The organism is Streptomyces sp. NBC_00376, from assembly GCF_036077095.1.
Classification (GTDB): domain Bacteria; phylum Actinomycetota; class Actinomycetes; order Streptomycetales; family Streptomycetaceae; genus Streptomyces.
In genome coordinates, this window is sequence record NZ_CP107960.1 from 5,520,700 (window position 1) to 5,545,149 (window position 24,450).

Sequence of the window (24,450 nt, forward strand, 5' to 3'; positions counted from 1 at the left end):
CGGTGCGGGGGCCGCGTCCTGACCGGAACGAGCCCCCGCACCGCCGACGTTCAGTCCGCCCCGTGGCACTCCCGGTAGGCCCGCCCCGAGCCGCACCAGCAGGCCGCGCTGCGGGCCGGGGGCCAGGGGATCGCGCGGCCGCGGGCGGCGAGGGTGGTGGCGTACTGGGGGAGGAGGCCCGGGTCGGACGGGGACGCGGCCTCCGAGGCGGCGAAGGCCTCGTACGAGGGGACCGTGCCGGTCACGATGCCCAGGTTCGGGGTGCCGGCCTGGTGGAGGTCGCGGAGGGCGGACTCCAGGCGGGCCAGGTGCTCGGGGTGGGAGGGGTACTCCTCGCGCAGGTCCGGGTAGGCGGCGAGGAGTTCGGTGAGTTCGGCGGCCGGCCAGTGCAGCACCGCGACCGGGAACGGCCGGGACAGCGCGGTGCGGTACGTGCCCAGCTCGGCGCGGAGGCGGGTGATCTCGGCCCGGAGCTCGCCCGGGTCCGAGGAGCCCAGCGACCACAGGCGCTTCGGGTCGTGGAGCTCGTCCAGCGGGACGGCGGCGGTGTGCAGGGTGTCGGCCAGCTCGTCCCAGGAGTCGTGGTCGACGCCCATCAGCCTCCGTACCCGGTGGCGGCCGAAAACCAGTGTCTGGACGGCGTACGGGACCTCCTCGCCCGGCGTCAGGAGCAGCGTCAGCGCGGTCGAGAAGTAGTCGTGGGCCGCTTCGAGTTCGTCATGGGCTTCGAGGGTCTCGGCCGCGATCTCCCAGGGGCCCGGGTCGAGCGGGCCCGCGGCGCGGATGCCTTCGATGATCGCGCGGGCCTCCGCCTCGTGGCCGTACTCCCACAGGTTGGCCGCGTTGAGGGCCTTGACCAGGTGCGGGTGGTCGAGATCGAGGTCGGGGGAGCCGAGGAGTTCGTCGTAGAGGGTGGTGGCGCGGGCGCGGTCGCCGGCGAGTTCCAGATGGGCCGCGGCCTGGAGGAGCAGCGGCTCACGGTCCTCGGGGTACCGCGCCGCGGCGCGCAGCAGGCGCTCGGCTTCGGTGGTGTGGTCGGCAGGCGTGTCGGGGCGCATGGACCACACCGTACTGCTGTACGGCTCCGGGGCGGAGAGTTGTTCCAGGCCTGGTGAGTTACGGGCCGGGGGCCTATCGTGCGGCCGTGCGGGAGCGGATACCGGTGGTGGTGCAGCGCAACTCGCGAGGGCGCAGGGTCGCCGCGCGCGGGCTCTGGACGGGTGCCGAGCTGGTGGTGACCCTCGGCGTCGTCCTGTTGTTGCTCGTTGTTCATCAGCTGTGGTGGACCAATCGGCAGGCCCGCTCCGGGGCCGAGCACCAGGTGCGGGCCCTTCAGCGGGAGTGGGGGGAGGAGCGCGGGGGAGCCGGGGCAGTGCCCGGCGTTGATCCCGGGGGCGGGTCCGGGGATTCGGGCGGGCCCGGTGGGTCCGGTGGGTCCGGTGGGGCACCGGATGGAGGACGTGCCGCCCATTCCGCGCCCCGGTGGGACCAGGCGTACGCCGTCATCCGCGTCCCCCGGATCGGGCTCGTCGCGCCCGTCGCCCAGGGCATCAGCAAGAGCGGCGTCCTCGACAAGGGGTACGTCGGGCACTACCCGCGCGCCGCGCAGCCCGGCCGGCCCGGGAACTTCGCGCTCGCCGGGCACCGCAACACGCACGGCGAACCCTTCAGGTACATCAACCGGCTGCGGCGCGGGGACCGGATCAACATCGAGACCCGGGACGCCGTGTACTCGTACACCGTCGACCGGACGCTCGCGCGGACGAGCCCGCGCGACGGCGGTGTCATCGCCGCGATCCCGCGCAGCAACATGAAGCCGTACGCCGGGTACACCGCGGCCGGTTCCTATGTGACGCTCACTACCTGCACGCCCGAATTCACCTCCCGGTACCGGCTTGTCGTATGGGGAAAACTCGTGGATGTCCGGTCGCGGTAGCGGCGTCGCACTAAGGTTCCCTTACGTGCTCAGACGACGTCCGCAGTTGTTGTGGTTGCTGGCCCCCTACGTGCTCTACCTGGGAGTGCTGCCGCTCGTGAACCGGGTCCACCCGGTGATCCTCGGGCTGCCGTTCCTCTTCGTGTGGCTGCTCGGGGCGACCCTGCTGACCCCCGTCGCCGTATGGCTGACCCGTCGGGGGGACCGCCGGTGAACGCCACCGTCGCGACCTCCGTCTTCGCGGTCTTCATGGTCGCCACCGTCGCCCTCGGGCTGCTCGCGACGCGCGGGCGGCGGAAGGGGAACGGCGAGGGCGGCGGGCTCGCCGAGTGGTCCGTGGGCGGGCGCAGCCTCGGGACCGTCTTCATCTGGGTGCTGATGGCCGGCGAGGGCTACACCAGCTTCAGCTACCTGGGCGCCGCGGGCTGGGGCTACAACTACGGGGCGCCGGTGCTCTACGTGGTGGCGTACATGTCCTGCGGGTACGCCATCGGCTACGTCGTCGGGCCGATGCTCTGGGCGTACGCGCGCAAGCACGGGCTCGTCGGGATCACCGACATGGTGGCGCACCGCTTCGGCCGGCCCTGGCTCGGCGCGCTCGTCGCCGTCCTCGCGACCGTGTTCCTGCTGCCGTACATCCAACTCCAGATCACCGGCATGGGCGTGGTCGTCTCGACCATCTCCTACGGTGCCATCAGCCTGAACCAGGCCTACTTCATAGCGTTCGCCGTCACCACCGGCTTCGTCGTGGTCAGCGGGCTGCGCGGCAGCGCGTGGGTGTCCGTGCTCAAGGACGTCCTCGTGATCGCCACGCTCGGCTTCCTCGCCGTCTACGTACCGATGCACTACTTCGACGGGTACGGGCCCTTCCTCGACCGGATCGTCACCGAGAAGAGCGAGTGGCTGACCTTCCCCGGGCACGGGGACAGCGGGCTCGGACAGGCCTGGTTCATCACCACCTCGTTCCTCAACTCGCTCACCGTGGTGATCTTCCCGACGACCGTCGCGGGCTACCTCGGCGCGAAGAACGCCGACGTGCTGCGCCGCAACGCGATGCTGCTGCCCGCCTACAACGTGCTGCTCTTCGTGCCGATGCTGCTCGGCATGGCGGCCCTCTTCGTCGTGCCGGGGCTCGTCGGCGCCGAGTCGAACCTGGCGCTCTTCAAGCTGGTCGTGGACTCGCTGCCGGCCTGGGCGGTCGGTGTCATCGGGGTGGCGGCGGCGCTCTCCTCGATCGTGCCGATGGCCGTCTTCATGCTGGTCATCGGCACGATGTGGGGACGCAGCGTGCTCTCGCTCGTACCGCGCTGGGAGCGGCGGCAGAAGGGTGCCGCGCAGACCGTCGTGGTGGTGGCGGGCGTGATCGCGCTGGTGCTCACGTACACCGCGCCGAACACCCTGGTGCGGCTCTCGCTCATTTCGTACGAGGGAATGGCGCAGCTGCTCCCCATGGTGCTGCTGGGGCTGATGTGGCGGCGGCTGACCCTGCTCGGGGCGATGAGCGGGCTGGTCGTCGGTGTGGGTGTGGTGTGCGGGTTCGTGTTCACGGAGAACGATCCGGTGTGGGGGGTGAACGCGGGCATCGTCGCGCTCGGCGCCAACCTCGCCGTCGCGCTCGCGGTGACGTACGCGGGGCCGCGCGAACGCGATGACCGGCCGGACGAGGAGGTGCTCGCGCGGGACGAGATCGGGGCCCCGGAACAGGTGGCGGAACCCGACGGTGCTCCTGCGGGGACCAGTCGCTGACCCGGTCGTCGGCCGACCACTCACCAGTCGCTGACCGGCCACTGACCGACTGCTCACCGGCCACCGACCTACCTCGGACGGTTCGGTGCGCCGGACCCATCGTGTATAACGGCTGGAGAGCATCAGGCGCGCGTCTGTGCGAATGGCACGGGCGCGCGAGACCGGCCGACCGGCCGCGAGCGGAAGAGGGGAGGGGCCGATGAACGGCGACACCAGCCGTCTGCGCAGTGGCCTCGCCCGGCTGCTCCGCCCCGCCGGACTGCTGCTCTTCCTCATCACCGAGGTCCTCCTCGCCGAGGGCGGCAGCCTCTCCGCCGCGGTCGCGCTCGCCGCGACCGCCGCCGCCGGCTCCGCGCTCGCCGTCGCCTCGGTCATCAGCGCCCGCTGTGCCGCCCCGGTGCCCCGCACCCGGGTTCGCACCGCCATCCGCGACCGGGAGAAACGCACCGCGTTCCTGCCGCAGCGGGATCCGGACGCCAAGGGGCGCCGACGCCCCCGAGCCCCCGGCCGTGCCCTTCCGACGGCCGCGTAGGGGCTCGCAGCAGCAGCCACTTCCCCGGTAGGTGCGCCATGGGCGCCCCACGCGGTTCGTCATGCCGAGTCCGTTCCTGCTCCCGGCACGACGAGACCCCCGGAGGGCTCACCCATGTCCGTCTTCATGTCCGCATTCGCCGACCTGGTCGGCGCGCTCGCCGATGTGCTGCACCCGCTCTTCCAGACCGCTTCCACCGCCGCCGCCATCGTGCTGTTCACCGCACTCGTACGGCTCGCCGTGCACCCCCTGTCACGGGCCGCGGCGCGGGGACAGAAGGCCCGCACCAGACTCCAGCCGCAGATCGCCGAGCTGCGCAAGAAGCACGGCAAGAACCCCGAGCGCATGCAGAAGGCGCTCATGGAACTGCACAAGGAGGAGAAGGTCTCGCCGCTCTCCGGCTGCCTGCCCAGCCTGTTGCAGATGCCCGCCTTCTTCCTGCTCTACCACCTCTTCTCCAGCCAGAAGATCGGCGGCGACCCCAACGAGCTCCTCGGCCACCAGCTCTTCGACGCACCGCTCGGCGAGCGCTGGCAGGACGCCCTCGCGCACGGCGGGCTGTTCGGCGCGCAGGGCCTGGTCTACCTCGGGCTGTTCGCGATCGTCGCCGTCGTGGCCACGTTCAACTACCGGCGGACGAAGCGACAGATGGCCGCCAACCCGGTCACCCCGGCCGCCGGCCCCGACGGGCAGCCGGTGCCCGGCATGGGCGCGATGACGAAGCTGATGCCCCTGATGTCGTTCGCCACCCTCTTCACCGTGGCCGTGGTGCCGCTCGCCGCCGCGCTGTACGTCGTCACCAGCACCACCTGGACCGCGGTCGAGCGGGCCGTCCTGTACCGCGACATGCCGGCCGCCGGGGCCGCCATGGCCACCGCGGCGTAATCGCGACGCGGATGCGACGGTCCAGTGTGTGAACAGGGTCTTGCGGAGTGATCGGACGTCTTGGACGATCGGACAAGCCTGCGATGGCCGCCACCCATCCGACGGGCCCGATCTCGAACAAGGGGAGATAGACCGTTGAAGCTGCTTCGTGTGGGTACGGCAGGCGCTGAACGACCGGCGCTGCTGGACGGGGACGGAACCCTGCGCGACCTGTCGGGAATCGTCACCGACATCGACAGTGCCCTGCTCGCCGACGAGTCGGCGCTCGCCCGGGTACGGGCCGCCGCGGCCGCGCCCGGCGAGCTGCCCGAGCTCGACGCCGAGGGGCTGCGGGTCGGGCCGCCGCTCGCCCGGATCGGCAAGATCGTGTGCATCGGGCTGAACTACCACGACCACGCCACCGAGACGGGCGCGGCGATACCCGCCGAGCCGATCCTGTTCTTCAAGGCGCCGGACACCGTCGTCGGGCCCGAGGACACGGTGCTGGTGCCGCGCGGCAGCGTGAAGACCGACTGGGAGGTCGAGCTCGCCGTCGTCATCGGGCGCACCGCCCGCTACCTGGAATCCGCCGAGGAGGGGCTCGCGCACGTCGCCGGGTACGCGACCTCGCACGACGTCTCCGAGCGCGAGTTCCAGATCGAGCGCGGAGGCACCTGGGACAAGGGCAAGAACTGCGAGACGTTCAACCCGCTGGGGCCCTGGCTGGTGACGGCGGACGAGGTCGCCGACCCGCAGGCGCTGCCGCTGAAGCTCTGGGTCAACGGCGAGCTGAAGCAGGACGGCACCACGGCCGACCAGATCTTCCCGGTGGGCGAGGTGGTCCGGTACCTGAGCCACTTCATGACGCTCTACCCGGGCGACGTGATCAACACCGGGACGCCGGCCGGGGTCGCCCTCGGCCAGCCGGAGCCCAAGCCGTATCTGCGGGCGGGTGACGTCGTGGAGCTGGAGATCACCGGGCTGGGACGGCAGCGGCAGGAGCTCAAGGACGCGTAACGGGTGCGCGGGGGCGGGGCGGGGCCCGGTGCGCGGTGGGGTGTGGTGCGGTCGCGGGGCTGGACCGCCGGTGGCCGCGCCGCCCCGCCCCCCCGCCACGTCCCGCCGCATCTTCCGTTGCGCGGCTGCCGTTACGAGAGGTTCACGGTGACGCCCTCGCTCGCCGAGCGGCGGGCCGCCTCCAGGACATCCAGGGCCGCCGCCGCCTGAAGGGCGGTCACCGGGTTCTCACCCTTCCGGCGCAGCGCCGCGGTGACCGCCGCGTAGTACGCGGGATAGTCGCCGGGCAGCGTGCGGACCGGGGTGCCGCCGCCCGTCAGCGGGGACTCGCCCGAGCCGATCCGGCCCCACAGTTCCTCGGGCTCCTCACCCCACGGCCGGTCCGACGCGGGACGCAGCCCCGCGCGCAGGTCGGCCTCCTGCGGGTCGAGGCCGTACTTCACATAGCCGGCACTCCGGCCGAGCACCCGGAAGCGCGGGCCGAGCTGGGCCGTCGTGGCACTGACGTACAGATGCGAGCGCACCCCGTTCACATGGGTGATCGCGATGAACGTGTCGTCGTCGGCGGCGGCGCCCGGACGGCGTACGTCGGACTCCGCGTACACCAGCGCCGCCGGTCCGAACAGGGTGAGCGCCTGGTCGACGACATGGCTGCCCAGGTCGTACAGCAGCCCGCCGATCTCCTGCGGGTCGCCCGACTCGCGCCAGCCGCCCTTCGGCTGCGGGCGCCACCGCTCGAAGCGGGACTCGAAGCGCTGTACGTCGCCCAGCGCACCGTCCGCGAGCAGGCGGGCGAGAGTGCGGAAGTCGTTGTCCCAGCGGCGGTTCTGGAAGACCGAGAGCAGCAGCCCGCGCTCCTCGGCCAGAGCCGCGAGCCCCCGTGCCCCGTCCGCCGTACCGGCGACCGGCTTGTCCACGACGACCGGCAGACCGGCCTCCAGCGCGGCGGTCGCGATCGGGACATGGGTCTTGTTCGGCGAGGCGATCACGATCAGGTCGAGCGGGTCGGGGCCGTCCGCCCGCTTCCACAGCTCCTGCGGCGACGCGGCGAACCGTACCCCGGGGAACTCGGCGCGCGCCTGCGCCCGCCGTTCCTCGTTCGAGGTGACGATCGTGTCGAGGACGAGACCGTCGGTCGCGGCGATCAGCGGGGCGTGGAAGACGGAACCCGCCAGACCGTAGCCGACGAGCCCTACCCGCAGCGGGGTCTCGGACGGTCCGGGCGTCTCGTGAGTCGCGTTGCCGGTCGTGCCAGTCATGCCAGTCATGTCCGCCACTTAAGCAACGCTGTTGCCATAGTGCAAGCGACAGCGACAATGGTGCCGTGAACAGGAGCAACAGCGGCGCGAACCTGCCGACGCTGCGCAGCCACAACGCGGCGCTGGTGCTGGATCTGCTGCGGGCGGCGGGCGAGCGCGGCATCAGCAGGCTAGAACTCGCCGAGCGCACGGGGCTCACGCCACAGGCCGTCAGCAAGATCACCGCCCGGCTGCGGGCCGAGGGCCTGGCGGCCGGGGCCGGTCAACGGGCCTCCACCGGCGGCAAGCCGCGCACCGTGCTGCGGCTGGTGCCGGACGCCGGGTACGCGGTCGGCCTGCACCTGGACCGCGACGAGCTGACGGTGGTGCTCGTCGACCTGTCCGGCGCGGTCGCCGCGAGCCGCACCGCCCCGCTGGACCTCGGCGCCCCGGCGGACGAGGTGCTCGCGGCGGCGGCGGACGCGGTGACCGCGGTACGGGGCGGGGGCCAGGGGCCGGGGGAGCGGCAGGTGCTCGGGGTCGGCGTCGCGGTGCCGGGCCCGCTCGACCATCGGGGCGGGGTGCTGCACCGCGTCACGGGGTTCCCGCAGTGGGACGGCTATCCGTTGCGGGACGCGCTCGCGGTACGGACCGGGCTGCCCGTCGTCGTCGACAAGGACACCAACGCCGCCGCCCTCGGGCTCGCCCTGCGGGCGGCGGGCGACGGCGGCGACTTCGCGTACCTGCACCTCGGGACCGGGCTCGGCGCCGGGCTGGTCCTCGGCGGGGCGCTGCATCGCGGGGCCCGGACCGCGGCCGGTGAGTTCGGGCACCAGACCGTCCAGCTGGACGGGCCGGTCTGCGGCTGCGGGGGACGCGGCTGCATCGAGGCGCTCTGTCTCGCCGCGGTCGCCCGGGGGGATGCCGCGGAGGCCGCCCGGGTGTTGGGGACCGGCGCCGCCAACCTCATCGGGCTGCTCGACATCGACCGGGTGGTGCTCGGCGGCCGTACGGTGGCCGCCGATCCCGACGCCTACGTACGGGGCGTCCGGGCCGTGATCGACGAGCGCGCCGGGCTGGGCGGCATCGACGCCCCGGTGCCGGTCACCGCCGCCGGAGGGGGCGACCGGCCGGTCGCGGAAGGGGCCGCCCAGCTGATCCTGGCCCCGCTCTTCGGGCGGGCCGGCGGCGCGTGAGCGGGGCCTGAGCGGGGCCTTAGCGGGCGCGGAGGCGCGGGGCGGGGCGGAACGAGAGCGGGGAGGCTGGGCCGACCGGGCGGAATCCGGGGGCCGACCGGGCGGCCCCTCGGCATGTCGGAGCAAGCCGTCTCGCGCGTGCGTGGCAGCGTCGCGGCCCAGAACCGGTGAACTCCGGCGCACGGGGTGAGCCGACCGTTTCGCGAGCAGCGAAGGATGATCCCCCCAGATGTCCCCCACCCCGCCCCCGGCCGGACCGCCTTCCAGGGCCGCCGCACCGGCCGGCTCGACACCGGGCCGCGTACCGGGTTCGACGCCCGGCCGCGGCACCGACTCCATCCCCGCCGCCGGCTCCATGTCCGTCCCCGCCACCAGTCCCACGTCCATCCCCCTGGCCACCGCCGCGTCCATCCCGGTGTTCACCGCCCACGCGCGCCCTCCCTCGCCCTCACCCCCGCCGTCCCCCGGGCGGACCCGGCACGGATTCGCGCTCGGGCTGGTCGCGGCGAGCGTCGTCCTCGGCGGCACATCCGTCGCACCCGCCTCCGCCGCTTCCTCGGCCACCCCGGTCTCGTCGCCCGACTCCACCACCGCCGACCAGCAGCCCGCCTGCGGTGACCCGGACGCGAAGGACTTCCCGATCAGCACCCGCATCCACGGGGGCCCGGACACGTACGCGTCCGGCGGCGGCTACGGAACCTGGTTCCTGGACCTGACCAACACCACGACCGAGTCGTGCCGGGCCATCCACCCCGTGCTCGTCCTCACCGACGAGGACCGCAGGCTGACCGCCGACCAGATCCAGCTGAAGTTCTCGGAGCAGGGCCGCCCCGGCACGGAGCACCGCGTCACCTGGGAGACCACCGACCAGGACGAGCACATCGGCGTCTTCGGCGGCGAGGGCGGCGACTCCTTCGACGGCTTCACCGTCCCGGCGGGCCGCACCGTCACCGTCCAGGTCCGGATGGCGTTCACCTCCGACACCAGCCCCGGCCGGATGACCGCCAACGCCGCCATCGTCCAGCGCCAGCGTGCGGCGAGCGGAACGGCCGGCAAGGCGGGCAAGGACGACGGGGCCTGGGTCGGCGAGTCCGAGGACTACCCCTTCACCGTCGTCGTCGACGAGAGCGACGGCGAAGAGACCTCCGATACCGCTGATACCGCCGATACCGATGAGATGGCCGGGACCACCGAGACCGGTGAGACAGCCGAGACCGGTGATGCGCCCGAGACCAGCGAGACGGCCGGGACCGGTGAGGTCGGCGGTACCGGAGACGCCCCGCGCGAGCCCCAGCCGGTCGGACCCGGCCGGACCCCGGAACAGAGCGGCCGCCCGGAGCTGGCCGCGACCGGCTCGGGCAGCGTCGCCGCGGCCGGTATCACCGTCACCGGGCTCCTGATCGGCGGCGGGGCGATGGTGATCAGGGCCCGGCGATCGCGCCGCGCGAACCCCTGAACCCAGGGCCCGCGCCCCCACGCCCCGAACCCAAGCCCTGGGCCACCCCCCGAACCGCCCTTCCCACGCCCGGACGTTCACCGTTGTTCATGTCCGTCTGCCACCATCGGGCCGTGGACTACCCGCACGACCAGGCACCTGGCGCACCCATCCGTTCCGGCATCCCGGAGCACGGCCGTATTCCCAAGTACTACGCGGTCAAGGCCCATGTCTCCGTCCTCATAGAGGAGTTGGGCGAGGGCGGCATGCTGCCCACCGAACGCGATCTGGCCGAACGCTACGAGGTCTCGCGCGAGACGGTGCGCCAGGCGCTGCGGGAACTCCTGCTGGAAGGGCGACTCGCCCGCCAGGGGCGCGGCACCGTCGTCGCGGGCCCCAAGCTGGAGCAGCCGCTCTCGCTGGCGAGTTACACCGAAGGCGTACGCCGCCAGGGCCGCACGCCGGGCCGTCACCTCATCGGGCTCGATCGGTTCCCCTGCCCCGAGGCGCTCGCCGTCGACATCGGGGTGGAGCGCGGCGAGCCGGTCTGGCACCTGGAGCGGGTGCTGCTCGCCGACGACGACCGGGTCGGGCTGGAGAGCACGTACGTCTCCGTCGCCCGCGTACCGGATCTGGACACCGGGTTCGACCCCGACTCGTCCTTCTACGCCTACCTCCGCGACCGGCTAGGCATCCCCTTCGGCGATGCCGACGAGCGGATCGAGACGGTGCTCGCGACACCGCGCGAGGCGCTGCTCATCGGTACGCCGCCCGCACTGCCCATGCTGCTGATCCACCGGATCTCGCGCGACACCGCCGGGAAGCCGCTGGAGCGCGTAAGGACCCTCTACCGCGGCGACCGCTTCTCCTTCACCGCGCACCTGGGCCCGCAGGACGGCCGCTGAACAACCTCCGCACACACGACCGACCGCGACAGCTCCGCGAATCGACTCACATCGATAACGGGAACGTAACGGGTCTAGGCCAAGCTTGGGGCCCAGTTCACCGTCCCGTTGCCGTACGGATCCGTGCGGGCCACCCGCCCCGAGGAGCGTAGCCGTCGTGAGAGTCATCGTCGTAGGAGCCGGCGTGGTGGGAACCATGCACGCCTGGCACGCAGTGAACCGCGGCCACGAGGTCGTACAGATCGAGCGCGAGAGCGAGGCGCGCGGGGCATCGCTCCGCAATTTCGGACAGATATGGGTCAGCGGCCGGGCCGGCGGCGAGGAGCTGGAGACCGCGCTGCGCGCCCGTGAGCTCTGGGAGGGCATCGGGGCACAGGTCCCGGAACTCGGCTTCCGGGCCTGCGGCTCGCTCACCCCGCTCCGCACCGAGCTGGAGACCGCCGTCGCCGAGGCGGCCGTCGCCCGGCCCGACGCGGCGGCCCGCGGCTACAAGCTGCTCACGGCCGGCGAGGCCCGGGCGATCAACCCCGCGCTGCGCGGGGACTTCACCGCCGCCCTGTGGTGCGAGCGGGATGCCGCGGTCGAGCCGCGCACCGCACAACTCGCGCTGAAGCGGGAGCTGTCGAGGTCCGGCCGGTACACCTTCCTCGGCGGCCGCGAGGTCCGCGAGGTGGTGGGCACCGCCTCCGTCCGCGACGACCACGGCGACGTGCACACCGGCGACGCGGTGATCCTGGCCACCGGCGCCTGGCTCGGCGGCCTCGTCCGCGAGCTGGCCGGCCCCGATCTGCCGGTCCGCCGCGTCCGCCTCCAGATGATGCAGACCGACCCGCTGGGCGAGCCGCTCACCACCTCCGTCGCCGACGCGGACAGCTTCCGCTACTACCCGGCCTACCGGAGCGGGGCGCTGGACACCCTCAACGCCGAGCAGGCGCAGGCGCCCACCGCGGCGGCGCACCGGATGCAGCTGCTGATGGTGCAGCGCCGGGACGGCGGACTGACCATCGGCGACACCCACGAGTACGAGCACCCCTTCTCCTTCGACACCGTCGAGGAGCCGTACGAGCACCTCACCGGGGTCGTCGAGTCCTTCCTCGGCCGCCCGCTGCCGAGGATCCGCCACCGCTGGGCCGGGGTCTACGCCCAGTGCACCGACACCAGCCGGGTCGTCCACCGCCAGCAGGTGCGGGACGGCGTCTGGCTGGTCACCGGGCCGGGCGGCCGGGGCATGACCTGCTCGCCCGCCATCGCCGAAACGACCGCCGACGAACTGGGCTGGTGAAGAAGTTGACCACGCAGAACCCCGAGAACCCCGAGAACCCCGCGAACCCCGCGAACCCCGCGAACCCCGCCAACTCCGGGGCCCCTTTCAACCTGATCGTTCTCGACATGGCCGGCACCACCGTCGCCGACGGCGGCCTCGTCGAGCAGGCGTTCTCCGCCGCCGCCGAACGCCTCGGCGTCGAGCCCGGCTCCGCCGACCACGCCGAGAAGCTCGACTACGTGCGCGCCACCATGGGCGAGTCCAAGATCTCCGTCTTCCGGCACCTCTTCGGCGACGAGGACCGGGCCCAGCAGGCCAACACCGCCTTCGAGGAGGCGTACGGCGAACTCGTCGACGGCGGCCGCATCGCCCCGCTCCCCGGCGCCCGCGAGGCCATCGAACGGCTCAAGGACGAGGGTCGGACCGTGGTCCTGTCCACCGGATTCGCCCGCACCACCCAGGACGCGATCCTGGCCGCGCTCGGCTGGCAGGACCTGGTCGACCTGACCCTCTGCCCGGCCGACGCGGGCGGGCGTGGCCGCCCCTACCCGGACATGGTCCTCGCCGCCTTCCTGCGCACCGGCGCCGTCGACGGCGTCCAGCAGGTCGTCGTCGTGGGCGACACCTCGTACGACATGCTCAGCGGGGTGCGCTCCGGGGCCGGGATCGTCGCCGGGGTGCTCACCGGAGCCCACGGCAAGGACCAACTGGCCCGCAACGGCGCCACGCATGTGCTCGGCTCGGTCGCCGAGCTCCCGGACCTGATCGCGCGGGCCGAGGCATGACCGGCGGAGAGCGGTCCGTCCGCAGCGGAATCAGGTTCGACCAGGTCAGCGTCGCGTACGGCGGGAACACCGTCCTCGACCGGCTCGATCTGACCGTCGAACCCGGCGAGGTCATGGCGCTGCTCGGCCCCTCCGGGTCCGGCAAGACCACCGCCCTGCGCGCCGTCGCCGGATTCGTGCGGCCCGCCTCGGGCCGGGTGTACCTCGGCGACCGCGACGTCACCGGGCTGCCGCCGCACAAGCGGGGCATCGGCATGGTCGTCCAGCAGTACGCCCTCTTCCCGCACATGCGGGTCCAGGACAACGTCGCCTTCGGGCTCAAGGCACGCAAGGCCGCGAAGGACGGGATTCCCGAACGGGTCGCCGAGGCCCTCGAAATGGTCGGCATGGCCGCCTACGCCAAGCGCTACCCGCGCGAGCTCTCCGGCGGCCAGCAGCAGCGCGTGGCCATCGCCCGCGCACTCGCCATCCGGCCCGGTGTCCTGCTGCTCGACGAACCGCTCTCCGCCCTCGACGCCCAGCTGCGCTCCGGAATGCTCGCCGAACTGGCGAGGCTGCACCGGGAGTTGCCGGACGTCTCCATCCTCTACGTCACCCATGACCAGGTCGAGGCGCTCACCCTCGCCGACCGGATCGCGGTCATGGACAAGGCGAGGCTCCAGGACTGCGGCACCCCGCAGGACCTGTACCGCCGCCCGCGCACCGAGTTCACCGCCTCGTTCGTCGGCAACGCGAACCTGCTGCCGGTCATCGTCGCCGACGGCGCCGACACCGTCGACTTCGCCGGCCGCGCACTCGACGTACCGACCGGCGAGGTGTCCCGGGGCGCCACCGCCACCCTGTGCGTCCGGCCCCACCTGGTCGGGCTCGGCGACGGACCCAACGCGCTGGACGGCACCATCGCCGAGGTCCAGTGGCGCGGCTCCACCCACCGCCTGTACGTCGACGTCGACGGCCACCGGGTCAAGGCGGACCTGAAGGAGCTGCGCGAGACACCGGCGCTCGGCGACCGGGTCACGCTGCACTTCGCGGCCGACGACGCGGTGCTGCTGCCCGCGGGCGCGGCGCCGGGAGCCGGGGGAGGGGCCGATGGCTAGCACCGCACAGCCCGTCGCACCGGTCATCGGCGGCACGACGGCCCCCCGTCAGCGCACCGGCGGGAGCAAGCAGCCGGACCCGTCCGGCCCGCAGGCCCCGGCCCGCGAGGCCCGCCGCGTCCCCCGCTTCGTCTGGGCGTTGCCGCCCGTCGCCGTCCTCGCGCTCGTCTTCCTCTACCCGCTGGCCCTCGTCGTCCAGCAGTCCGTCAGCCCGGACGAGGGCGGCACCTCGATCGCCCCGTACGGCGAGGTGTTCGCCTCCGAATCGTTCCGCTCGGCGCTGACCACCACCGTCTGGCTGGCGGTCGGCTCCACGGCCGGATGCCTGGTGCTGGGCTTCGTCCTGGCCATGATCATCGCGTTCGTGCCGTTCCCCGGCGGCAGGGCGGTCGCCAAGTTCATCGACGTCTTCCTCTCCTTCCCGTCGTTCCTGATCACGCTCGCCCTGCTGTTCGTCTACGGCAACGTCGGCATGGCCAACGGCGTCTGGACGGACCTCACCGGGGCGTCCAGTGGCCCCTTCGACTTCCTCACCACGCCGTGGGGCGTGCTGCTCGCCGAGATCACCTACTTCACGCCCTTCGTGATGCGCCCGCTGCTCGCCGCGTTCTCGCAGCTCGACAGCGCGCAGCTGGAGGTGGCGTCCTCGCTGGGCGCGAAGCCGGCCCGGATCGTGCGGCAGGTGATCCTCCCCGAGGCGCTCCCCGCGCTCGCCGCCGGCGGCAGCCTCGTCCTCGTGATGTGCCTCAACGAGTTCGGCATCGTGCTGTTCACCGGCGCGAAGGGCGTCACGACCCTGCCGATGCTCGTCTACAGCAAGGCGATCCTGGAGTCCGACTACCCGGCGGCCTGTGTCGTCGCCGTCGTCAACATCGCGATCTCCGTCGGCCTCTACAGCCTGTATCGGATGGTGAGCCGCCGTGTTGGTGCATAGCCGTACGGGGAAATGGGCCACCTGGGCCGTGTTCTTCGTGCTCTTCGTCCCGCTGTTCGCGGTGCCGCTCCTGGTCATCCTCGCCGCGTCGTTCACCACCAACTGGTCCGGCGCCTTCCCCTCCGGGCCGACCACCGAGCACTACGCGGCGGCGACCGGCGGCGACTCGCTACAAGCGCTGACCACCAGCCTGATCACGGCCGTCAGCGCCAGCCTGCTCGCCCTGACCATCGGCTCCTGGGCCGCGCTGGCCGCCGCCTCGCTCCGCAGGCGCGGCAGGAGGTTCCTCGACGCACTGTTCATGCTGCCGGTCGCCGTGCCGTCGGTGGTCGTCGGCCTCGCCGTGCTCGTCGCGTTCAGCAAGCCGCCGATGCTGCTGAACGGGACGAGCTGGATCGTGATCCTGGCGCACACCATTCTTGTCACGGCGTTCGCCTATTCGTCGGTCTCGGCGGCAATAGTGCGTCTCGACCCGATGTACGAGCAGGCGGCGGCCAGTCTGGGCGCCCGCCCCGGTTACGTCCTGTGGCGCATCAAGCTGCCGCTCCTGCTGCCGTCCCTCACGGCGGCGGCGGGGCTCTGCTTCGCGCTGTCCATGGGCGAGTTGAGCGCCACGATGATGCTCTACCCGCCGGACTGGACACCGCTCCCGGTGCAGATCTTCGCGGCCACCGACCGTGGCTCGCTCTTCACCGGAGCGGCCGTCGCCGTGGTCCTGATGGGAACGACGCTGCTCGTGCTGCTCGGCGTCTCCCGGATCCGCACCAGGGCCTCGTACCGCTGATCCGCCAATACCTCCCCGTACCGACCTCCGGCCGGCTTCCGGCCGACATCCAGGAGATACGACTGCCATGCGCAAGAACCACCTCAAGCCCATAGCCGCCGTCACCGGCTGCCTCGCCCTCGCCGCCACCCTCTCCGCCTGCGGCGGCTCCTCGGCCGCCTCCGACGAGAAGGTCGTCACCGTCTACAGCGCCGACGGCCTCAAGGGCGAGAACGGCGACGGCTGGTACGACAAGGTGTTCAAGGACTTCGAGAAGAAGACCGGCATCAAGGTCAAGTACGTGGAGGGCGGCTCCGGCGAGATGGTGCAGCGCGCCGTCCGCGAGAAGTCCAACACCCAGGCGGACGTCCTGGTCACCCTGCCGCCGTTCATCCAGCAGGCCGACAGCAAGGGCCTCCTCGCCGCGTACGCCCCGGCCGGCTCCGACCAGGTCGACGGCGCAGACAAGGCGTCCGACTCCAAGTGGACCTCGGTCGTCAACAACTACTTCGGCTTCATCTACAACAAGAAGGAACTGAAGTCGGCGCCCACCACCTGGGAGGAGCTGCTCGACGGAGAGTTCAAGAACAAGATCCAGTACTCCACCCCCGGGGTCGCCGGCGACGGCACCGCCGTACTCATCAAGGCCATGCACGACTTCGGCGGCAAGGAGCCGGCGATGGCGTACCTGAAGAAGCTCCAGGCCAACAACGTCGGCCCGTCCGCCTCCACCGGCAAGCTGGCCCCCAAGGTCGACAAGGGCGAGCTGCTCGCCGCCAACGGCGACGTCCAGATGAACTTCGCGCAGTCCAAGGACATGCCGAACCTCGGCATCTGGTTCCCCGCGAAGCAGGGCGGCAAGTCCACCACCTTCGCCCTGCCGTACGCCGCCGGGCTGGTGAACAAGGCCCCGCACAGCGCCAACGGCAAGAAGCTGCTCGACTTCATGCTCTCCGAGCAGGCCCAGAAGGACGTCAGCGCGGTCGGCGGCGGCTTCTCCGCCCGCAAGGACGTCAAGGGCACCGACGCCAACGCCATCGAGCTGGCGAAGCTGATGGACGGGGTGGAGGTCTTCGAGCCCGACTGGTCGGACATCGGCACCAACCTGGACAGCTACGTCGAGGCCTGGAAGTCGGCCACCGGCAGCTGACCGTTGCCGGAGGATTCACGGCACGGGTATGGACCTCCGACGGATCATCGCGAAAAGATAACGGGTCTAGTCCCGCGTTCAACTCCCCTTTTCAGGACGGGGAGTTGAACGTGTGCCCCCACGCCTCGACGGAGGACCCCGTGACCACAGGCATGTCCCGCCGCACCCTCCTCATGAGCGCGGCCGCCCTCGCTGCCGCCGGACCGCTCGCCGCGGCCACCACCGCACGGGCCGCGGCCCGTACCCCCAAGGTCCTGGTCATCGGCCTGGACGGTGCCCTGCTGAACCGGATCAAGGACGCGGACGCACCGAATCTCGACGCCCTGATGGCCTCCGGGCTCACCTCGGTCAGTCCTCTCTACGCCAACCCGATGGCGCCCACCCTCTCCGGCCCCGGCTGGTCCACGATCATCACCGGCGTCTGGCCCGACAAGCACCGCGTCAAGGACAACGCCTTCACCGGCCACGCCTTCGCGCAGTACCCCGACTTCCTCACCCGCATCGAGACCGCGAAGCCGGGCCTGTCGACGTACGCCGTCGCCTCCTGGAACCCGGTCACCGACACGATCTTCTCCGCGAAGGTCGACACCCGGGTCTCCACCCCGGAAGCCGAGTACGACACCGGTACCACCAGCAGAGCCGTCGCCGAACTGGCCGGCGGCAACCGGGACGCGGTCTTCGTCCACCTCGACAACGTCGACCACGCCGGACACAGCCACGGCGCCGCGAGCAAGCAGTACCTGGACGCCATCCACGGCGTGGACGCCCAGGTCGGGCAGCTGGTCGCCGCCGTACGGGGCCGGGCCACCCACGCCTCCGAGGACTGGCTCATCATGATCACCGCCGACCACGGGCACACCGACGCGGGCGGCCACGGCGGCTCCAGCGCGGCCGAACGGCAGACCTTCCTCATCGCGAGCGGCGGTTCCGTCACCCCGGGCTCCACCCGGTACGACATCAAGATGCCGGACGTCGCCGCCTCCGCCCTCGCCCACCTCGGCATAGCCGTCGACCCGGCCTGGGGCCTGGACGGCCGCCCGCTCCAGCAGCCCGTCCCCGACGCCTTCGACGCGCTGCGCCCGCAGCTGGGAACCCGTGTCGACGAGACGGGAATCGGCGCCGCGGTCGTCGGCTTCACCCACACCCCGCCGCCCGGCTGGTCGATCGACAACAGCGCGATGGGCGCCGGCGGAGTCACCGAATGGCGCGGCTGGACCTTCACCACCGACGAGTTCTGGACCTCCGCCGAGCGCGACCAGTGGCGCGAGACCAACGTCCGGGCCCGGAACGTCTTCGCGGTGGCCGACGGCGACGAATGGGTCGACAAGAGCTTCACGGGCACCTTCGACTCCACCCTGGTCGGCCCGGCCTGGCCGGTCACCGGAGGCCGCACCGCCACCCTCGCCTACACCACCCACTACCGTCAGGAAGCCCCGCAGAAGGGCGAGGTCCTCGTCTCCTACGACGGGGGCACCCCGGCCGTCGTGAAGACGTACACCTCCGACACCGTCGCGAAGACCGAATCGCTCACCCTCCAGGTCCCGGCCGGAGCCACCACCGCACGGGTCCGTTTCCGGTACACCGGCGGCAACAACTGGTTCTGGGCGGTCGACGGAGTGACCCTCACACCCGCGTGATCCGGCCGTTCCGGCACGTCGAACGAACGGCCTAAAATCGGGGGCGTCGGCGCTGCACAACGCGGTGCCGCCGGCGTCCCCGCACACGGCGTACGGCAGGAGTCCCACACATGGCAGAGCGCAAGCCGATCTCGTCCTGGCTCACCGACATGGACGGAGTCCTGATCCACGAGGGGACGCCGATCCCCGGAGCGGATGCCTTCATCAAGCGGTTGCGTGACTCGGGACTCCCCTTCCTGGTCCTCACCAACAACTCCATCTACACCGCCCGCGACCTGCACGCCCGGCTGAACCGCATGGGCCTGGACGTGCCCGTGGAGAACATCTGGACCTCCGCCCTGGCCACCGCCCAGTTCCTGGACGACCAGCGGCCCGGCGGCACGGCGTACGTCATCGGCGAGGCCGGCCTCACCACCGCCCTGCACGACATCGGCTACGTCCTCACCGACCACGAACCCGACTACGTGGTCCTCGGCGAGACCCGCACGTACAGCTTCGAGGCGCTCACCAAGGCGATCCGGCTGATCAACGGCGGCGCCCGCTTCATCTGCACCAACCCCGACGAGACCGGCCCGTCCGCCGAGGGCCCGCTGCCCGCCACCGGGTCCGTCGCCGCCCTCATCACCAAGGCCACCGGCAAGGCCCCGTACTTCGCGGGCAAGCCCAACCCGCTGATGATGCGCACCGGGCTCAACGCGATCGGCGCCCACTCCGAGTCCAGCGCCATGATCGGCGACCGGATGGACACCGATGTGCTGGCCGGCCTGGAGGCGGGGATGCAGACCTTCCTGGTCCTCACCGGTCTCACCACGGTCGCCGACATCGACAAGTACCCCTTCCGGCCGTCCACCGTCGTCGACTCGATCGCCGACCTGGTCGATCTCGTCGACGCGGGCTGAGCCCGGCGGGGCACGGCCACCAAGGGGGCGGGGGAGGGTTCCGGCCGGTCCGCGCGGACCCGCCCCCCGCGCTCCTGCGGATGCGGAATCCCTCCGGAGGCGTGAACCTGCACTGAGGAGGTTCACGATGCGTTCCACAACCCTCACGTTCTGTGCCGCCGCGGTGGTCGCGGCGACCCTGGTGCCGGCCTCCGCCGCACTGGCCGACTCCGACTCCGGGTCCGCCCAGGAGAAAGGCCGCACCTCCCTGACGGCGACCCCGGCCTCCGTCGGGCCGGGCGGTGAGACGGATCTGCGGCTGGAGGGCTGCGAAGGCCGCGAGGCCACTGGCGAGTCCGATGTCTTCGTCTCCGAGGCGCACTTCTCGCCCGCCGCGGACGGTGGCCTCTTCGCCGAGGCCCGGATCAGTTCGGACGCCTCCCCGGGCGAGTACGGCATCCGGATCACCTGCAAGGACGACAAGGCCGACAAGGGCGGCGAGGCCGGTAAGGGCGCCGAGGCCGCCGGCACGGTCACCGTTATCGACCGGGGGCGGGCCACCCCGCTCGCCCCGGTCGCCGCGGGCGGCGGCGGCACCGCCCTGTTCACCGACCGGGAGGACGAGCAGCAGGGCCCCGGCACCGTCCACGCGGTGATCGGTCTGGCCCTGGCCGCCGTCGCGGCCGTCGCCGTCGCGTTCCGCAGCGCGCGCCGCCGCCGTCCGGTCTCGGACTGACATGTCCGCCCCGGACAGCACCGCGGGCCACGGCAGGCTGCTCGCCGGAGTGGTCTGGGCCGTCCTGCTGCTCGGCCTGTGGTTCTGGGGCCGCGGCATCACCGACGGCTCCGGCGCCGGCTCCGCCCCGACCACCGGCGACATCGCCGCGGTGGGGCGCCCCCTCGGCGTACCGATGCCCCCGCCGCACGACCCGATCGAGGGCGCGGCGCCGGAGCGGATCGAGATCCCGTCGATCGGCGTCGAGGCACCCGTGGTCGCCCGTGGCCTGGACAAGGACGGGGCGATCGAACCGCCCTCGTTCGCCGCGGCCCAGTCCGTCGCCTGGTACGAAGGCGGCGCCGAGCCCGGCGCGAAGGGCCCCGCCCTCATGGTCGGCCATGTCGACACCGAGACGAGACCGGCCGTCTTCTACGGGCTGAGCGCGGCCCGCCCCGGCGCCAAGGTCGAGATCACCCGCGCCGACGGAACCGTCGCCGAATTCACCGTCGACGACGTCCAGGTCTTCACCCGGGCGCGCTTCGACGCCGACAAGGCGTACGGCCCGCGCAAGGCCGGCCGGGCGGAGCTCCGCCTGATCACCTGCGGCGGCACCTTCGACCGGGCGACGCACTCGTACGACGCGAATGTCGTCGTCTCGGCCTACCTGACCGGCGAGAAGTCCAAGGGCGACGGCGACTGAAGCCGAACCCTCTTGGTACGGAAAGAGCCTGACGGAGCGTCGACAGCTGCTCACCCCTGGTTCGGGAGATGCGGACAGAAGCCCTGTGTCAGGAAGGAACGGATGCGGCAGCGCACCGACGCCCGCACCGAGGGGAAGTGGATGTACGGCAGTCACGACGGCCGGCGGGGGGTGCGGACGGGTGCGGACGGGTGCGGTGGCAGTGGCGGGGGCCGTGCTGCTGCTCGCGGGTCGCGTCTTCGGCCCCGGCCCGGGCCGTCTCCCGCTCGCGGCGCCACCGGCCGGAGTCCCGGGGGCGGTGCCCGGTAGGCGGGCGCATGGTGGCCCGAGTACGCGCTGGGCCCGGCGCGGGCGGCGAAGTAGCCGCACCGCCCGGCCCTGCGGGACCTCGACCCATCTGCCCTCGGACGGCGTCCCCTTGGCGTCCGTCACGAACAGCATGTGCCAACCCGACGGCACCAGCGCCCGGTTGCCCGGCACCGTGACCGTGATCCCGCCCGCAGTCCGCTTCAGCCTCAGCGCCACCGACCGCTGGTCGGTGTCCGTGACATGGGTGACCGCACCGGGCCGGATCAGCTTCGCGGAGGTGATCGCTCGGCCCCTGATCCGGGTCGTGGAAGTGGCCGAGCATTCGCTCCAGACAGTTGGGCAGCGGTACGTGGTCGGTGTCGACGGAGGCGAAGAACTCGTAGTCGCCGCCGTGCGCGTCGAGCCAGGCGTTGTAGCTGCCGTGCTTTGTCCTGGCGCGGTGCGGGCCCCGGTCCTGGTTCCAGTGCGCGACGCCCCGGCGGGAGAAGTGGTGCACCCCGAGCCGGGCGCAGACCTCCTTGACCGCCGGGTCGTCGCCCCCGTCGAGCAGCCAGACGTGCAGCAGCCCGCGGTGCCGGATGCGGACCGCGGCCTCAAGGTCCTCGTCACCATCTCCAGGGGCTCCTTGCCCGGGACGAAGGAGGTGAGGAAGACGACCCTGGTGCCGGTCTCCGGGACGACCGGCAGCAGGGTCGCGCGCGACCCGGCGTCGCGTGCGCGTCGGACAGGACGTTCAGGGTGCGGAAGAGCTCGATCAGGCCGATCAAGACCAGCATCACGATGTCCAGGACCAGCAGCGCGCCGTTCCTGAGGTTCGGGTCGCGGCGCGTCCAGTGGTCGGGCCGCATCAGCCAGACGAACAGGCCGATCGAGACGAGTGGCGCGGCACCCAGCAGGAGCGCCGCGCGGATCCGGTGCGGTTCCTGCGAGAGCAGTGAGCGGTACCGCACCCGGTACGGCCGGTCGGGGCCGGGCCCGGTCAGTGGCCCGGCGAGCCGGCTGCAGTGCTCGTAGCCGTAACGCGGCAGCGTTTCCTCCGGCTGCCGGCGTCGTTTCCCGGGTATCGGCTGTGCCGGTATCCGGGGCAGGTGGTCCGGGAGAGGTCGTTGTTCTGCCGGGCGCCTGTCGGCGTCGACGTCATGGGTCATCCCCCTGCACGCATGGTCGGTGCGTGAATGGTCGGTCGTCTCGGCCGCGGCGATTCCCCGTCGGTCGCCGCGGACGACATGATCGGCGGGCGGCCGCCCGCTCGGACACGGAACGCCGCCCTTCCGGTCCGTCTCTGATGTCCCCTCGACACCAGTCCCCGAGCGGGGCCCCCACCCCGCGTTGCGGACAACCGGAACTTCTCCCTCTACAGCCCCCAACTGCACGGCTCATCGGCCTGGTTGGGGCCGATGACCAATAGACGGGTTGTCCGCCCCCGGTCCCGACCGCAAGGGTGAAACGGGTGGGTTGCCAGTCATACGTACGATTTGTGGCCCCCTTGTGGAGGGGGTGTGCGAGGGCGTATGAAAACGGACTTCGCGTCGCTGAGTGACCGGGTGGTGACGCCGTGACATCTGCGCGAAGGCTGTGCGGCGCCTGTGTGGGTAGTGGTCAACGGTGGCGCTGTGGGCGGCGTCACGGAGCGGAGGCCCGGCGCGAGGCTTCGGTGCGGGAGGCTTCGGCGTGAGGGGTTCGCGAACGAGCAAAGCCCCCTCACGCGTGGTGAGGGGGCTTTGACCCTGCGTGCGCCGCCAGGGACTCGAACCCCGGACCCGCTGATTAAGAGTCAGCTGCTCTAACCAACTGAGCTAGCGGCGCCTGCTGACCTGGAGAACTCTACCCGAAGCCGGGGGGTGCTCCTGACCATTTACCGTCCATCGCGGCCTGTCGGATGGTCGTTTTTTCTCTTCTGTCCGTCAAAATGCGATATGTCAGGAGAGTTGAGACACTGGCGCCCGTGCAGATGCGCCCAAAGATCTTGACGAGTGCGGAGGGGAATCGCATGACTGTGCCGGCTTTCGAGGAGTACGTGCCCGCCATCGACTGCACCTGTGCGGGGTGCGCCGCGCAGCGGCGGACCGCCGCCAGCGCACTGCCCATGCGGTACGGAGGTCATCCGGCCGCACGCGGCGCCCGCCGCGCCCTGGTGCTGGCCACCGCGGCCGGAGTGGTGCTGAGCAGCGGTGTCACCGAGGCGGCGAGCGCCACGAGCGCGACGGGTGCGACGGGCGAGCGGACGGCGGAGACGGCCGGAACCGCCCCGGCCGACGCGGACGGGGACAGCCCGCAGGGCGGACCGGGCCCGCTGCGCGGCGGTGGCGCCGCGGGCCCGCCCTCGTCCACGACCACCACGCCCAAGCTGCGCAAGAGCAGCCGGGCCGACATCATCAACCGCGCGAAGAAGTGGGTGTCCGCGCAGGTTCCGTACAGCATGACCAAGTACTGGGCGGACGGTTACCGGCAGGACTGCTCCGGCTACGTCTCGATGGCCTGGAACCTGCCCGGCAACGAGTGGACCGGCAGCCTCGCCGAGTTCGGCAAGAAGATCGCGCGGGAGGAGCTCCAGCCCGGCGACATCCTGCTCTTCCACAATCCGGCCGACCCCTCGAAGGGCTCCCACGTCACGATCTTCGGCGGCTGGACCGACTACACGCACACCCATTACACGGCCTACGAGCAGACGAAGCCGCACGCCCGCAAGAAGACGACGCCCATGGCGTACTGGACCAACTCCGGCAGCTACGTCGCCTACCGCTACAAGGGCCTCATCAGCCCGAGCGCCGGCAGCGGTTCGTCGGTGAAGGCGTTCCCGGGCGCCGCGAAGTTCGGCCCCGGTGCGAGCAACACGTACGTCACCGAGCTCGGCAGGATGCTCGTGGAGCGGGGCGGCAAGCGCTTCTACAAGGTCGGCCCCGGTCCCGGCTGGGGCGATGCCGACCGGCGGGCGACCCAGGCGTTCCAGAAGGCCCAGGGCTGGAAGGGCAAGGAGGCGGACGGCATCCCCGGCCCCGCCACCTGGCGGCTCCTGGCGAACGGAACCGGCCATGACATCCCCGGGAGCGGAAGCGGAACGGGAGTCGGCCACGGCGACTCGAAGCCGGGTTCGAAGTTCCCCGGGCGGGGCTATTTCCGGCCCGGTCAGTCCAACAGCCATGTCGACAGGCTCGGCAAGCAGTTGGTGAAGAAGGGCTTCGGCAAGCACTACACCTCGGGGCCGGGGCCCCGGTGGACCGAGGCGGACCGGCGGAACGTCGAGGCCTTCCAACGGGCTCAGGGCTGGCGGGGCGGAGCGGCCGACGGCTACCCCGGTCCGGAGACCTGGCGGCGACTCTTCGGGTGACACGACGCACATGACGGA

22 protein-coding genes, 1 tRNA gene and 2 pseudogenes are annotated in these 24,450 nt (G+C 71.9%); 20 read left to right on the plus strand and 5 right to left on the minus strand.

Annotated elements, in window-relative coordinates; genetic code table 11:
- Positions 1-50 precede the first annotated feature (50 nt).
- Positions 51-1,058: an SEC-C domain-containing protein gene (locus OG842_RS24915; RefSeq protein WP_328512504.1), complete on the minus strand. Its 1,008-nt coding sequence runs from the start codon at positions 1,056-1,058 to the stop codon at positions 51-53.
- An 86-nt stretch (positions 1,059-1,144) separates the two neighbouring features.
- Between OG842_RS24915 and OG842_RS24920 the strand changes: the two genes are divergently transcribed.
- The 6 genes from OG842_RS24920 to OG842_RS24945 all read left to right on the plus strand — a co-directional run bounded on the left by OG842_RS24920 (position 1,145) and on the right by OG842_RS24945 (position 6,095).
- Positions 1,145-1,936 (plus strand): class E sortase, encoded by a 792-nt coding sequence (locus OG842_RS24920; protein WP_328512505.1) that lies wholly within the window; start codon positions 1,145-1,147, stop codon positions 1,934-1,936.
- A 55-nt stretch (positions 1,937-1,991) separates the two neighbouring features.
- Positions 1,992-2,150 carry a DUF3311 domain-containing protein gene (locus OG842_RS24925; protein WP_323185814.1) on the plus strand — a complete coding sequence of 53 codons (159 nt, stop codon included), beginning with the start codon at positions 1,992-1,994 and terminating at the stop codon, positions 2,148-2,150.
- Positions 2,147-3,682 (plus strand): sodium:solute symporter family protein, encoded by a 1,536-nt coding sequence (locus OG842_RS24930; protein ID WP_328512506.1) that lies wholly within the window; start codon positions 2,147-2,149, stop codon positions 3,680-3,682. Before OG842_RS24925 ends, OG842_RS24930 begins: the two co-directional genes overlap by 4 nt.
- Positions 3,683-3,881: 199 nt before the next feature.
- A complete protein-coding gene (locus tag OG842_RS24935) occupies positions 3,882-4,214 on the plus strand; it encodes a DUF6412 domain-containing protein (protein ID WP_072489248.1) in 333 nt (110 codons plus the stop codon).
- Positions 4,215-4,328: 114 nt separating this feature from the next.
- Positions 4,329-5,099: a YidC/Oxa1 family membrane protein insertase gene (locus OG842_RS24940; protein WP_266732719.1), complete on the plus strand. Its 771-nt coding sequence runs from the start codon at positions 4,329-4,331 to the stop codon at positions 5,097-5,099.
- Positions 5,100-5,234: 135 nt separating this feature from the next.
- Positions 5,235-6,095 (plus strand): fumarylacetoacetate hydrolase family protein, encoded by an 861-nt coding sequence (locus OG842_RS24945; RefSeq protein ID WP_266732721.1) that lies wholly within the window; start codon positions 5,235-5,237, stop codon positions 6,093-6,095.
- 131 nt (positions 6,096-6,226) lie between these two features.
- Here OG842_RS24945 and OG842_RS24950 read toward each other — a convergent pair whose 3' ends face one another.
- The gene (locus tag OG842_RS24950) at positions 6,227-7,354 is read right to left on the minus strand and encodes a Gfo/Idh/MocA family oxidoreductase (protein WP_266733800.1); all 1,128 of its coding nucleotides are present in this window, start codon (positions 7,352-7,354) and stop codon (positions 6,227-6,229) included.
- Positions 7,355-7,419: 65 nt separating this feature from the next.
- Here OG842_RS24950 and OG842_RS24955 point away from each other — a divergent pair, with 65 nt between their 5' ends.
- From OG842_RS24955 to OG842_RS25015, 13 genes are all read left to right on the plus strand, one after another.
- Positions 7,420-8,529, plus strand: coding sequence for an ROK family transcriptional regulator (locus OG842_RS24955; RefSeq protein ID WP_328512507.1), 1,110 nt, complete (start codon positions 7,420-7,422; stop codon positions 8,527-8,529).
- 229 nt (positions 8,530-8,758) lie between these two features.
- Positions 8,759-9,985 (plus strand): hypothetical protein, encoded by a 1,227-nt coding sequence (locus OG842_RS24960; RefSeq protein ID WP_328512508.1) that lies wholly within the window; start codon positions 8,759-8,761, stop codon positions 9,983-9,985.
- 113 nt (positions 9,986-10,098) lie between these two features.
- Complete coding sequence (locus OG842_RS24965) at positions 10,099-10,869, plus strand: GntR family transcriptional regulator (protein ID WP_266732726.1); 771 nt, start codon at positions 10,099-10,101, stop codon at positions 10,867-10,869.
- A gap of 157 nt (positions 10,870-11,026) precedes the next feature.
- Positions 11,027-12,151 carry a TIGR03364 family FAD-dependent oxidoreductase gene (locus OG842_RS24970; RefSeq protein ID WP_266732728.1) on the plus strand — a complete coding sequence of 375 codons (1,125 nt, stop codon included), beginning with the start codon at positions 11,027-11,029 and terminating at the stop codon, positions 12,149-12,151.
- A 92-nt stretch (positions 12,152-12,243) separates the two neighbouring features.
- Positions 12,244-12,918, plus strand: coding sequence for a phosphonatase-like hydrolase (locus OG842_RS24975; RefSeq protein ID WP_328512681.1), 675 nt, complete (start codon positions 12,244-12,246; stop codon positions 12,916-12,918).
- Positions 12,915-14,015 carry an ABC transporter ATP-binding protein gene (locus tag OG842_RS24980; RefSeq protein WP_328512509.1) on the plus strand — a complete coding sequence of 367 codons (1,101 nt, stop codon included), beginning with the start codon at positions 12,915-12,917 and terminating at the stop codon, positions 14,013-14,015. The genes OG842_RS24975 and OG842_RS24980 overlap by 4 nt, the downstream gene beginning before the upstream one ends.
- Positions 14,008-14,949, plus strand: a complete 942-nt coding sequence (locus OG842_RS24985) for a 2-aminoethylphosphonate ABC transporter permease subunit (protein ID WP_328512510.1) — start codon at positions 14,008-14,010, stop codon at positions 14,947-14,949. The genes OG842_RS24980 and OG842_RS24985 overlap by 8 nt, the downstream gene beginning before the upstream one ends.
- A complete protein-coding gene (locus tag OG842_RS24990) occupies positions 14,936-15,733 on the plus strand; it encodes an ABC transporter permease (RefSeq protein WP_266732734.1) in 798 nt (265 codons plus the stop codon). The genes OG842_RS24985 and OG842_RS24990 overlap by 14 nt, the downstream gene beginning before the upstream one ends.
- 67 nt (positions 15,734-15,800) lie before the next feature.
- Positions 15,801-16,862: a 2-aminoethylphosphonate ABC transporter substrate-binding protein gene (locus tag OG842_RS24995; protein ID WP_328512511.1), complete on the plus strand. Its 1,062-nt coding sequence runs from the start codon at positions 15,801-15,803 to the stop codon at positions 16,860-16,862.
- Between the two features lie 173 nt (positions 16,863-17,035).
- Positions 17,036-18,499, plus strand: a complete 1,464-nt coding sequence (locus OG842_RS25000) for an alkaline phosphatase family protein (protein WP_401874352.1) — start codon at positions 17,036-17,038, stop codon at positions 18,497-18,499.
- A gap of 110 nt (positions 18,500-18,609) precedes the next feature.
- Entirely contained in the window at positions 18,610-19,398 is a 789-nt protein-coding gene (locus OG842_RS25005; protein ID WP_124723355.1) for an HAD-IIA family hydrolase, read from the plus strand.
- Positions 19,399-19,525: 127 nt separating this feature from the next.
- Positions 19,526-20,113 (plus strand): hypothetical protein, encoded by a 588-nt coding sequence (locus tag OG842_RS25010; protein WP_266732737.1) that lies wholly within the window; start codon positions 19,526-19,528, stop codon positions 20,111-20,113.
- A 1-nt stretch (position 20,114) separates the two neighbouring features.
- Complete coding sequence (locus OG842_RS25015; protein WP_328512512.1) at positions 20,115-20,795, plus strand: class F sortase; 681 nt, start codon at positions 20,115-20,117, stop codon at positions 20,793-20,795.
- A gap of 381 nt (positions 20,796-21,176) precedes the next feature.
- Here the strand turns inward: OG842_RS25015 and OG842_RS25020 are convergent.
- From OG842_RS25020 to OG842_RS25030, 3 genes and pseudogenes are all read right to left on the minus strand, one after another.
- Positions 21,177-21,386 (minus strand): annotated as a pseudogene (locus tag OG842_RS25020) (galactose oxidase early set domain-containing protein); the annotation flags it as partial.
- Between the two features lie 7 nt (positions 21,387-21,393).
- Positions 21,394-22,245, minus strand: a pseudogene (locus OG842_RS25025) (glycosyl transferase); the annotation flags it as partial.
- Between the two features lie 591 nt (positions 22,246-22,836).
- Positions 22,837-22,910, minus strand: a tRNA-Lys gene (locus tag OG842_RS25030).
- 184 nt (positions 22,911-23,094) lie between these two features.
- On the opposite strand from OG842_RS25030, the gene OG842_RS25035 reads away from it, so the two are divergent.
- Complete coding sequence (locus OG842_RS25035) at positions 23,095-24,432, plus strand: peptidoglycan-binding protein (protein WP_266732741.1); 1,338 nt, start codon at positions 23,095-23,097, stop codon at positions 24,430-24,432.
- The last annotated feature ends 18 nt before the right edge of the window (positions 24,433-24,450 follow it).